The 12,866-nt window shown below is 27.2% G+C and carries 8 protein-coding genes; all 8 read right to left on the bottom strand.

Annotated elements, in window-relative coordinates; all coding sequences use genetic code 11:
- Positions 1–60: 60 nt before the first annotated feature.
- On the bottom strand, positions 61–1,161 hold the full coding sequence (locus Q0F58_RS07720; protein WP_294374610.1) for a phage tail protein: 1,101 nt from the start codon (positions 1,159–1,161) through the stop codon (positions 61–63).
- Positions 1,162–1,173: 12 nt separating this feature from the next.
- A complete protein-coding gene (locus Q0F58_RS07715; RefSeq protein WP_294374608.1) occupies positions 1,174–3,261 on the bottom strand; it encodes a hypothetical protein in 2,088 nt (695 codons plus the stop codon).
- 16 nt (positions 3,262–3,277) lie between these two features.
- Positions 3,278–6,262: a baseplate J/gp47 family protein gene (locus tag Q0F58_RS07710; RefSeq protein WP_294374600.1), complete on the bottom strand. Its 2,985-nt coding sequence runs from the start codon at positions 6,260–6,262 to the stop codon at positions 3,278–3,280.
- A gap of 21 nt (positions 6,263–6,283) precedes the next feature.
- Positions 6,284–6,679 (bottom strand): GPW/gp25 family protein, encoded by a 396-nt coding sequence (locus Q0F58_RS07705; RefSeq protein ID WP_294374594.1) that lies wholly within the window; start codon positions 6,677–6,679, stop codon positions 6,284–6,286.
- 15 nt (positions 6,680–6,694) lie between these two features.
- Positions 6,695–7,468 (bottom strand): phage baseplate assembly protein V, encoded by a 774-nt coding sequence (locus Q0F58_RS07700; protein ID WP_294374589.1) that lies wholly within the window; start codon positions 7,466–7,468, stop codon positions 6,695–6,697.
- A 15-nt stretch (positions 7,469–7,483) separates the two neighbouring features.
- On the bottom strand, positions 7,484–8,554 hold the full coding sequence (locus tag Q0F58_RS07695; protein WP_294374586.1) for a phage late control D family protein: 1,071 nt from the start codon (positions 8,552–8,554) through the stop codon (positions 7,484–7,486).
- 11 nt (positions 8,555–8,565) lie between these two features.
- A complete protein-coding gene (locus tag Q0F58_RS07690) occupies positions 8,566–9,174 on the bottom strand; it encodes a hypothetical protein (RefSeq protein ID WP_294374582.1) in 609 nt (202 codons plus the stop codon).
- Between the two features lie 21 nt (positions 9,175–9,195).
- Positions 9,196–12,866 (bottom strand): hypothetical protein (locus Q0F58_RS07685; protein WP_294374578.1); only part of this gene is annotated, 3,671 nt, incomplete at its 5' end.

Genomic DNA, 12,866 nt, shown 5'->3' with positions numbered 1-12,866 from the left:
AACATATATATTCTGATTAATTTCAACCATTTATAGACTCAATACACTATCCCTACTTCATCATCTATCAAGTTTAGTAAATGATACAGTTGCTCCTCCATCCAAAGCCATTGTTTTATCTGAATTGAGATATGTATTTATTCCAAGATAAGAATAACTTCCAAGGAAGATATAAGGTTTCAATATTACAAGCTTTACTTCAGTATGGGCTGGTTTAAATTCATTTATAAGCTTGTACAATTCTTTATATTCCTTTTCAGAAGGCACCCCTTTTTCACTCAGTATAACCGTAAATTCATATGGATTATCACTATATAGATTTGAAAGAATATTATACTGTTCATTATAATTTATGTATTTTTTTAAATGATGATATTCTATAATGTAAGGTTTTTCGTCTGAATATAATTCTATTATGTCCGATATTCCTTTTACAGTACCTATTTTCTCATAAAATCTTGTTATGTTCTTCAAAAGATATCTTAATTTATCTTCTTTCCATATATATGAATTCTCTATTTTTACCCATTTTGCAAGCCAGTTTAAAAATTCCCTGTCAGCAATATCAGGATCAAAATAAGATGAAATTGAATCTATTGTCTTTTCTAAGTCCATATACAAAGATTGAAATATTCCCAAATACCCTTCCAAAAATTTTCTGCTCTCTTCATCAGACTGATAGATTTCTGGCAGATATCTCAAAAAAGATTGTATGGGATATTCAATTTTTATGGAATGTATTGTTGATTTTTTGCCTTTCAAATTTATCATTTCTATTTTGAACCAAAAAAATCTCTTATCTGCATCATGTATAAGTACATCAAATGGATTTACCAGAGTCTTAACTTTAAAAGGCTCCATTATAACATTCATCTCTTCAATAGACAAATCATTCTCATATGCATTTTTTTTCAATTCATCAACTGAATGTGCACAATAATATGTAAATCTTATGAGCCCATTTCCTGACTGATTTATAAGCAGCCTGTTCCATACTGTATTTTCCTCATGACTATCATAAAATTTCGATATAAAAACTCCTCTATTACTATCATCTTCAGTTGAAATTCCATTTCTGTCTATGTGTATATTATCCCTATAGCTCTTTTCAAAATCTTCTTCCTTATTCAGGATATAGTATATAGGATCTCCATAGATCATCTAACCCCTCCCCTAATAATCTGAAACGATTATTTCACAATTTTTAAGATATATCATTCCGTTTTCGGGTATTATAATATCTCCAGTAGAATTTTTCTTTGCTACTCTTCCATCAAAATTTATAATCAATGAATATATATATTCAACACATTCTAATGTATCCAGAATTCCATATAAATCACTGTATACAAGACCTTTTCCAAATTTCCATGTTTTACTTTCAAAATAATCCTTTATAGTATGGTTTATTATCTTATCTGCATCCTTATAATAAGGCTTTACTGTTATCTCTCCATATACGAGTATTCCTACATACTGGGCAGAAATAACCTCTATTTCAGTAGTTATAAGCCTGTATTTTTCAATATTGTTTTTTATATTTGCAATATAGGCTTTATTCAGCCCTTTCTTTTTTATATCATTATAAGGTTCTGCTACAATATATATACAATTAGGATTGTCATTTGAAAAAATACTGTTTTTATCTTGTGGAACTATAGCCTTGGCATTACTTATCATAAGTCCTGGTGTAGATTTTACTATATGCTCATAATCTTCATCTGTTACTGCTCTTGTTATTTTTTTTAAATTCTTTCTTGCATTATAAAACATCTCTTCTATAGTAAGAGCCTTTTTTCCGCCTTCAGCACATTCACAATTAACAATTGTCTCATCTTTCTTATCATAGAGCATGTCATTTATTTCACCTTCTTTTACATTTCCACCATTTGCAAGAGTGTTTGAATAAGAAGCTATTAAAATTTCTCCCTCTGGAATTTTCCCATTGATTCCATCTCCAAACACTATCTGACTTTCATTTACATCAAGAAAATATTTCTTTGACCTGCAGTCTTCAAGGTATAAATCTTCAGTCTTGCCCCATTCCTCCCAGAAAACTCCTTCAGAATCTCTAGCTACAAATATGTTAAAATCTTCATAACATATGTTTTCTAAATTCAAATCAATAGATATTGCTGGAACACTCTCTTCTATTTCTATCTTTCTGTAAAAAGTAAATTCATCTGAATAACAACATAATTTCAGCTTTCTTCCCTTTATAAATTCCTTTACTTTCAATTTATCAATAATCAATATTTTCTCATTATCTTTCTGCTTTATATCATATTCATAAATTTTTTTCAGAATACCATTCTTATCTTCAATAAACGCTTCTATATTCCCTGTTTGTCCTAGATAATTAGGAAGCCTGAATTCAGTTATTTCTTTGTTTTCAATATCAAACTCAATAAGCTGGCTTAAAGTATCCTTTTGCACAGTCTTTATGGAATTTGTAAGCATATATTTTAGAACAGGAGGAACTTCATAGCTGCATTCTTTTAACACACCTCTTATAAAATAACATCCACTATTCTCATATTTATCCATTTCCTCCTTTACACAAAATGAAATCACTCCAGTATTTAAGAAATTATTTGTACTATCTTTTACTTTTTCCACTTTTTTCCATTCATTGTTACTATAATACTGCCACTCTATTGCTGCCAGAGGATAAAAATTATCATCTTTACTTATGGGATTTCTCTTCACAGGATATTCATCATAAATATTTATCATAATATCCACAGATTTATCTAATGGAAACTTTTCATTAAAACCTATATAAAATTCATTTTCCTCCTTAGGCTCACTGCCAAATATATAGTACTCTTTTTCCCAGTTCTCATCACTTGTTTCAATTATGGAATTATCCTCAGTTGTATAAAATTTTTCTATGTTCAACTTTAATATAGTTTCTTCTCTTATACTTTCAAATATTATTCCATCAGCACTAAATTTGCACCTGTCTGGAAGAATCCTTTCTTCTGTTACATTGTTTATGGTTACAACTGCAGAAGATGGTTTGTCATATACAATTTTCTCTCCCAACAGTTTTAGATATTTATATTTGTTTTTTACACTTATCTGATTTAGGTAATATTGCTGCATTTCTTTAAGCCATGCAAATAATTCTACAAAAGTTATTCCAGGATCACTCGGACTAAGATCTGTCCATTTATCACTCATGTTTCCTATCATTTTTTTTGCATTTTCCACAATATCTTCAAACATCTCATCATCAAGATTATATATAGGTAACATTTAACCCCCCCTGACATTATTGTTTTACAACCACATTTACAATATGTTTTCCATTTAAAGGCATAGCATATATTTTTCTTGAAAATGTTTCTAAATCTATATCTTCTCTATTTCCTTTATTGTTTATGCTTGCTGAAAGTATTATATTTGTAATTTTCTTTATGTTCTTTATATTCTTTAGAGAATTCAAAATCTGAGTTCTAACTGGAAGTTCCCCTATTTCCCATCCCTTCCCATCAAATTTTCCTCTGATAGGATCTATAAATCTATTTATTGTCTCTTCAATTTCATGCTTTACAGAAAACACACTGTCTAAATCGGAAACTTCTGCTTCAACTTTTACTGTCATTTCAATAAAACAAGGTGATATTATATTAAATTTTCTTCTTTTATTAAGCATATTCATATTTCTTTCAACAAGATAATCATATATTTTTTCTCTTAATCCATTGAAATACACATCATTTCCAAAATCCCCATTTTGAAGAACCACTAATGTTATTGTTCCTGGTTCTTTTTCTCCTAAAGAATTTAACCCTGAAAAACATCTTGCCTTTTTTATATCCCTTGAAGCTTCTATACAAAGATTTTCATAATCAGATAACGTTACTGCTCTTCCTCTATTAATCAGTACATTAGGGCTTCTTTCTATTGCACTGTCAATAGTCTCTCTGTCACATCCTCCAGAAGTTTCTATAGGATTGAATACTCTATTTATATACCCTAATGAACGTGATAATGTATCTATCTTTCTCTTTTCTATGTTTCCTTCTTCTCCACCACCAATGCTGTAACATATCTTGATACTTTCACTATTCTGGCTTACAGGAATCTTTCCATTAATGCCATCACCAAAATAAACTTCACCAGTGTTTCTATCTACTACATAATCCCTTGAATCTTTATTAGAAGTTATAAAATCATTGGCTTCTGTCCATCTAACCCATATTTCTTTAACTTCACCAGATAGATTTCTAACTATATGAATGTCCTTTTCAGAAATACTATCTTCTTCTTCCTTAGAAAGCTTTCCGTATTCATCAACCCATACATCAATGTTGTTTATATTATCATTAACAAGCTTGCACACTTTATTTTTTTCATAATTGTCTATATAGAAAAATTCTTCTTCCTTAGTATCATTTTGAATTATTGATGTAGTGTTTATATATACTCCATTTACCTTAGGACGTATACAGTCATCTTCTTCATAATATTTGCTTGGATTATATATTCTTATCCAATATCCTTTCTGATCAAAAAGCAGATTTTCTTCAAAATCTTCTTGTCCCAAAAATGATACCATTCCACTTTTTCTCATATTATCTGTTTCATCTACAAGACTTAAAGGCTTCCATCCAGTGCTTGAATAATATTCCCACACTATAACAGGCCTTTCTTTAGGAAGTATTCCATCAAGAGAAAACAATACCTTTATAGGAGAACCTTCAGGCTTTTTATCAAAGAAAAAATATGTAATGTTGTTTTTCTCATGTATCTTTTCTATAAGAACAATCTCTTCCTTTTCATTATTTACATCTTGTTTTTTATAGATTTTTTCAACCATATTATTCAGTGATTTCACTTCATCTGGCAGAAATTTTTTATTGTATCTGTAATCCATTGATATATTTGAAATTATTGGAGAGATATATACTCCTCTTGTCATATATGCATTATATACTTTGAGAACTCTAACCCTTAAAAAATAACCATCATACGAATTTATCACTGTTTTATCCATATCTTCAGGACACTTAAATTTAATTTTTATCTTTTTCTTTTGAAGTTCTGAAGGTGTATTGAAAAGTTTTGAATAATCTTCATCCATATAAAGTCTTGCCCATCCTGCACCATTCCAATATTCCCACATTACTTCTCCTATAGAAATCTCGTATTCCTTGGCTTCTTTAAAAGCAGCCTTTTTCATTATCAATTTCCAGTCTATTTCTGCATCTTCATAAATATTTTCAATTGGAACTTTTTCAAATTCCAATTCAAATTTAAGTTCTATATCAGATTCTTCTTTTGAAAAAACTTCATTACAAGATATGTATAAATCATTATACATAGAAAATCTCTCATTAAACGGAAAAAATCTCCTCTGATCCTGTTCTATATCATTTGAAAACACCCTATCTGGAACAATGTCTTCTGAACTAGACTCAAGCAGTATCTTTCTTATATCCATATCCTGAAATTTTTCAATATCTTTTATCTCACACTTTATGATTCCAAAATCCTCTTCTTGATTTGATTCTTCGTTTTTAAAGTCTTTATATATTTCTATATAATCATCCTTTTTTTCTACATGATTTAAAGGTTCATATTTTTCATTAATAAGATAACTCCATGATGCTGCATTAGAATCACACAGAAGATTCAATGTTTCCAAAGCATTCTCATCATTATTAAAATTAAAATATAATCTTACTTTTGCTTTTTCCACCATATTAAAAATTATGTGGTGATTTATATAAAATTCATGTTTTTGAATATTCTTTCCATTCTTATTAAAGAGAGATATTTTATCTCCTTCTCCAGTAACCTCTTCATCATATAATTTAGTTATTACATCATGCCTGAAACTTGAACAGTAAATTGCCTTTATTTTGGATGGAGTGACATATATATTATTTAATATTTCAAATATTATCCTTTCTGAACTTTCTCCTTGAGCACTTAACTTTTCACCTTTTTTTACCATGACCCCTTCATCAATTCCATCCACAAGGTTTAATGTTATATATCCCTTTGCTGGAACTGATGGATATAGCCTTGCATTTATACTGTTTAAGAATGTGATAAAATTTTTATATGGGACTTTATTCAGCCTTTCAATGGTACCAGAAAACATCTCTGAAAAGATAAGTGCCAGAACTGTTCCCATGTCCATATCCTCTAAATTAACTCTCCATTCAGGAGCATAATAAGGAGCTATGCTTTTTATGTAATTAATTATTTCTTCTTTGTTTCTTTCATCAATACGTGGGACCTTCATTTCCTTACCTCCTCTTTTTTATCAGTTTTTGGTATCATATATATATTCCTGCCTTACAGTTTGTGGATTCGTTAATGTAGAATAGAATACCTCTATTTTCAATACACCTGAATCCTCCACACTTTTTTCAACATGAACGCTAAGCTCATCTATCCTGTACTCCCATTTTCTTATAGCTTCTTCTATTTCCAGTTCAATCTGCCTTATTGTTGTAACATCAAGGATATCAAACATATATTTATAAATATTGCATCCAAAATCAGGCCTCATCATTCTTTCTCCCTTTTTAGTCATAAGGATTATCTTTATGGACTCTGCAATATCATCCTCATATGAAGATCCCTTTATTCTTCCTGTAGTTAAATCCGATTTCACTGGAAATTTCCATCCTATTTCTCTTTCATTATCTCTAGGCATATAACAATCACTCCATTAATTTATTTTAACCATTCCGCCTTTTATAGTAGTAACTCCATCACATTTAACGTTCAATGATGCCGAAGCCTTTATTTCTGTCTGATTTCCTTGAATATTAACACTTTGTCCCTTAATCTTTATTGTCTTACCATCAAGACTTATGGTATCAGATTTAATTTCAATCTTTTTTCCACTTCCATCAATATCAATGGTTGATGAACCTGTGTCAAGCTTTATCTTCTTCTGAGCTTTTATATTTATCACTCCGTTTTTACTATCCAGATTAATTACATCTTCACCCTTGTCACCTTTTGATGTTATTGTTATTGCTGAATTTTCATCATCTATGAGTATTTCACTCTTTTTAGGTGTTGAAATTTTTATTTTGCTTTTATTTTCTGTATCATCAAAAATTACTTCATGCCCACCCCTTGTCCTAAGTTTTTTAATTGTATTATCTTCTTTCACCGTATCATCAGGAATCGTATCTTTATTATTCCATAAACATCCTAATACATATGGCTTTTCTATATTTCCATGTTCAAATGCAATGACAACTTCATCACCTATATCAGGAAGAAAGTACATTCCCTTATTCTTCCCTCCATATGGAACAACAACTCTTATCCAGTCACTTACATTTATAGTTCCATCAGTCATAAAAAATTCTACTTTAATCATTCCTGGAAATTTATTATCATATATTTCTTTTACAGTACCAGTTGTAATACCCGATATTGTGTTGCTCTGCATAATCTTATTCTCAAAAATATCATCAAAAATATCCATTTTAATCACATCCTTTTATTCATATGTGCTGAGGTTTAATGTCACTATATATTCTCCTGGAGTAAATTCATGACAAGCTTTTGTAATATAATAATTTTTATCTATATCTTTATCAAAATCCTTCAGTTCTATAAATCTTCCCGGTATTATTTCTGGCAGTCCAATACACTCAAGTTTTGAATAATATGCTTCTGAAAGTATATTTTCAACTTCAATTTCTGCTCTTTTTTTTGCCTTATCATCTGTATTTAGATTTCCAGAAACCACTATCTTATTTGAAACAAATGCATTTGATATGTTGGATGTACTTGTCTTTCCAGAGGCCTCACCTTTAGTTGTCTTTTTGTTTATATCATCCTTTCCAAGAGCTGTTACCTTTATATTTCTGTACTTAATTTCTCTTTCAAAAGATATTACACTTTCACCATAACTTATTGTTGTTATTGCAGTCTTTACTTTTCGTGCTTTCCTAAAATAAGCCTTTCCTGCTATTATAAAAAATTCAAATCCATTTTCTTTAGCAATCTTTCTTATAAAATCATAATCGCTCATATTTTGTGCAATCTGCATCCCAGTAGCTGAAATACTTCCTATATCAGATTCAGATATGAAACTCTTCTGTTTGTTAATTATTTCTGATACTAATGTTGAAAGTCCCTTTTCTTTACCTTTCTGTTCTAATGTAAAGTTCTGCATAAATATATGAATCGCATCCATACATACAACTGTAATTTTTTCAGAATCATTAAACTCGTAATTTATTGACTCAACAAATCCTTTAAAAATAACAGTGTTTTTAGATGAATATCCTAATGAAATATTTACTTTGCTTCCAAGCTTAATTTTGGATGTAATCTCCTTTTTAAAACCCTTTTTTTCATTATCATAACAATCCTTTATAGTAAATATTCCAATTCCAGCCTTATCCATTACACTTACTTCTACCTTTATCTCTCCAATTATAAGATTGTCTTTGGACAAACTGCTTCCATCTATAGAAATGTCATAGGAAGGCACCATAAAATTGTTGTATTTGCTTTTAAAATCTTCAAACTTTGTTTTTGAACTGTTCATCAAATCTGCCATTACTATCACCTTTATTTTAAAGTACGTGGATTTAAAATCCCTTTACTTTCTGCTATCTTTCTCCACTGAGCTGGATTTTTTCCCTGATTACATAATGCATCTGTATATTTCAAATCAAGTTCTCCATAACTTTTATAATCTTTTTCGCTTCTCTTGTTGCTCTTATCATCTGGCTTCTCCATTATTGTAAGGCTTACTGTTGCCCTTATAGGAATTCCTTCCTGAGTAAATTTCGTGAATGTTTCAGTTGCAGATGAAATGTATCCAACAAAAGTAAATTTACCCCATATAAATTTGCATATAGGAGGATGTCCATTTTCTCCAGGCACTAACAAATCTAATATTCTTTCTGTATATTTCCTTACATTTTCGGCTTCTTTCAATTCTTCCTTAGCCGTATATTTAACATCACCATCAAAAAATAAGTCTAGACTTAAAGTTGCAGGGTCACCATTTTTATAGCTTATCTTTTTGGATTTTTTCCCTTGAATATTAGTTGTATTATAATTCACATTTTTTGATATCTTATATTCATTAGGATTGAACATAACAGGAATAGTCTTTTCGTCATTGCTCTTATCTGAACTTATCACTATAATTTTTGCTTTTTGTAATGCCAATTCTACCCTTCCTTTCTAAACTTACATTAACCCTCTTCTTCTCTTTTCATAACTTAAATTTTTTTCTATTTTTCTCATTACCTTTTTGGATATATTGTTTATCTGTTCTTCTTCATCTATATTGTTTTGTTTTACTGTACTTAATTTTTCTTCCAGCAATGTTTCAACTGTTTCATTAATTACTTTATATATGGCTTTTTCATCAATTTGAACCTGAGAATTGTTAGAATTTTCACTTTTTTCCTGGCTCCTGTTATAATAATCTTCATTATTCTTTCTCTTATATTCAAAATTCATGTCTGAAGTATATATTGTATTTTTGAAAACTGATGAATCTTCCTCCTTTTGAATATTAAATCTATTTTGAATAAGCGATATCTCATTAAATAAACTATTGCTATCCTTATGAATATTTTTTAATACAGAATTTACTGAATTTAGTTTTTCCTGAGATTCCTTTTTCAGTTCTGATATATTTTGAACTTTTTTAATAAATGTGAGATTTCTATCTTCAAATTTTGAAGTTATATTATTTAAAGTATTTAACTTAACTATTTGATTTTTATTTATTTCTTTCTTAAAATCATCCAATATTTCTGATTTTAGCGTATCTTTAATCAATGTTTCTTCTTTAGTAATTTCCCTTTTTAAATTATTGATAAAGCTATTATATTTTCTATTGATTATTCCAACTGCATCAGTATCTTGTCTTATTATTAAATTCTTTAATTCTTCTTCTTTTAAAGTGACATCTAATAATTTTTTCTTTTCTAAATATAGATGGTTCAAACTATAAATATGATCTGATTCCACTCTTTCCTGAGTCTCTATTTTTTCTGAAATTATTTTTTTATATTTTTTTATATCAGACAAAACCTGTACTTCAAAATTTTTATCAATACTGTTATTAAGATTTCTAAGTATTATATTTGAAAATACCCTTGATTTATTATTTCTATTTACCTTATTGATGATATTTTCTATATCTCTTATATTTCTTTGAATTATTTGTTTATTTAATATATTAACTCTGTTTGTCAAAGAAATTTCCTGTATGATCATTCGTCTGTAATCTATATTGTCTTTATATTTAATTTCTTTATCTTGTTTTGGAATGTTTTTCCTTTTAATTTCATACAGAGTCTTTATTTCTTCTTCAATTATCTGTTCATATTCTTTTTTATGGACGTTTTCCTTCAAAACAATGTTACTCAGTCTTTCTGTTGAACTTGAAAGTCTTGTTATAAACAGATTTTTCAGTTTTTCTTCCTGTAATGTAACATCTAATAATTTTTTCTTTTTAAAATAAAGTTCATTGATATTTCTAAAATTAAAACTATCAATATATGTATTTTTTAAGATTCTTACATTTTCTAAATTTTCTATATAATTTTTTTTCTGAATATTTTTTATACTTTTTATTTCTTCAATAAGTATTTGTTTTTGCTTTTGTATAGTCTTTGTAATATTGAATATATCTGCCTCATTGAAGTTTTCACCTCTATTGTATACTTTTTTCAATACAATACTTGAAAGTATCCTTAACTCATTATTTTTGTCTATTCTATTTTGAATACTTTCTATTGAAGTCAGATTTTTTTCTATTACTTTATTGCTTATTGTGTTTACATTATCTGATAATATGCTTAATCTATTTGATAAATTTGATATAATGTTTTTATCTGCTTTTTTCAGATTTAATATTTCTGTTATTTGTAAATGTCTTTTTACATTCACTTCATGTTCAATTTTTAATTTTTCTAAATTAATTTCTTCATCAAGCACTTTTTTTGAATTTTTTATTCTGCTTAAGTTTTCTATATAATTTTCTTCCTGAGTATTTCTTATATTTTTTATATCGTCGATGAGCGCTTTCTTATATTTTTCTATATTATTTAAAATTTTTGTTTCAGCTATATTTTCTCTTTCACTGCTTATATTTCTAAATATAATATTTGAGAATATTCTGAATTCATTATTCTGATCTATTCTTCTTTGAATCTTTTCTATTTTTGATAAATTCTTTTGAATAATGTTTTTACTTAAATCATCATATTTATGAAGAGTGATGTTTCTTTTTAACTCATGATTGAATTCATTTATGCCTATAATACTTTCTAAATATTTTCTTTTATTTATTCCAGTTTCAGATACATATGGTAACATATCTGTATTTTTTAAAATTCTATGTACAATTTCATTTTCTCTTGATTCATACGATGATGTATTTTTATTGTAAAAATTATTTTTTTCATTTATTTTAAAAAGTATGTTATCAAACAATTCTTTAAATGTTATATTCTTGATTTCATCAAACTCATATGAATTTATTAAATTGTCTATTTTTTTCCCTATAAATATACTTTCTTCTGATGAAGATAATTGAATATTTGAAAATATACTCTTTGTAAAGTTTTCAATAGTTAAATCTTCAATATGCTTATAATTTTTTAATATTATTTCTGAAAATTCTTTTTTTATAAATTCCTTCTCACTCTTGTTAAATAAATCAATATTTAAAGACAAACTACTGAATATTTCTCTGTTTGTTTTTATATTATTATTAGAAGTCCTATTCTGGAATTGCATTAACAATTTTGCTTCCAAAAACTCTCTTAATTCCTGTTTGAAATATGTTATTTCATTTTCTATATTCTTTTTGTTTATTATGTTTAATTTCTCTAAATCAAGTATTTCTATCTTATCTACTTTGTTTCCTATTTCTACATAATTATTCTGCTTTACTTTCTCCTCATATGTTTTTTCATTCAATGCTTTATTTAGATTGACATTTAGACTCCTAATATCTAATACTTCCTCTAAATCAGTACTATTAAATAAATACAATGAATTAGAAAGCTTTCTTATGAGTAAATTTTTAAAATTCTCTTCACGAAAAGTAACATCCAGTAATTCTTTCTTCTTTAAATATAACTTATTTAAATTATATATATCCTTAAAATCAAATTTATTATATATGTCTCTCAAATCAGGTTTACCAATACTCCGTGAAATCTGATTTTCTTCATGAGTATTTTTTATTTCCTCAATCAGTATTTCTTTATACTTCTGTATATCAAATAAAATTTCTCTGTCAATTATGCTGTCATTATCATTATCCAGATTTCTAAATATCATATTAGACATGAATCTGAAAACATTATTTTGATTTATTTTATTTTGAATAATTTCTAATTCATTTAAATTTTTTTTTATAATCTGACCACTTATACTGTTTATATTATTAATTAAAATATTCTTTTTATTCTCTAATATGCTCTCATATAAGTTTTCAGTAAATTTATTAAAATGCAATATTGGCTTTTTTTCATTTAAACTTATATTGCTGTTTTTTACATCTGTATTTATACTTTTATATATTTTTAATTCTTTATTCTTTAAATATTCTTTTTCTATATTATTAAAATCAACTCTATAATTTAGAGTATCCTTGTTTTCTAAACTTATATTTAAATTTTTAGTATCTATTTTCTCATAAAAATTATTTTCTATCCTATCATCTATATATTTTATCTGATTATAGATTCTGCCATCTAATCCTTTTAATGTCTGAAAATAATTATTTATTATTAATTGTAAATTCTTCTCTATATAATTAATATTATTGTTAATTCCGCCTTTGTTGCTCTTTGCAGAATTTAACTGAAGAATGAGATTTAAAAGCATTTTTA

The sequence above is a fragment of the uncultured Clostridium sp. genome (genome assembly GCF_934754915.1).
Classification (GTDB): Bacteria; Bacillota; Clostridia; order Clostridiales; family Clostridiaceae; genus Clostridium.
This window is presented reverse-complemented; position numbering and strand designations above follow the sequence as displayed.

Bases quoted from the DNA above. Each gene is read 5' to 3' on its own strand.
- Q0F58_RS07710 (WP_294374600.1), bottom strand. From the start codon at position 6,262: ATGAAGGTCCCACGTATTGATGAAAGAAACAAAGAAGAAATAATTAAT.
- Q0F58_RS07720 (WP_294374610.1), bottom strand. From the start codon at position 1,161: ATGATCTATGGAGATCCTATATACTATATCCTGAATAAGGAAGAAGAT.
- Q0F58_RS07700 (WP_294374589.1), bottom strand. From the start codon at position 7,468: ATGGATATTTTTGATGATATTTTTGAGAATAAGATTATGCAGAGCAAC.
- Q0F58_RS07715 (WP_294374608.1), bottom strand. From the start codon at position 3,261: ATGTTACCTATATATAATCTTGATGATGAGATGTTTGAAGATATTGTG.
- Q0F58_RS07695 (WP_294374586.1), bottom strand. From the start codon at position 8,554: ATGGCAGATTTGATGAACAGTTCAAAAACAAAGTTTGAAGATTTTAAA.
- Q0F58_RS07705 (WP_294374594.1), bottom strand. From the start codon at position 6,679: ATGCCTAGAGATAATGAAAGAGAAATAGGATGGAAATTTCCAGTGAAA.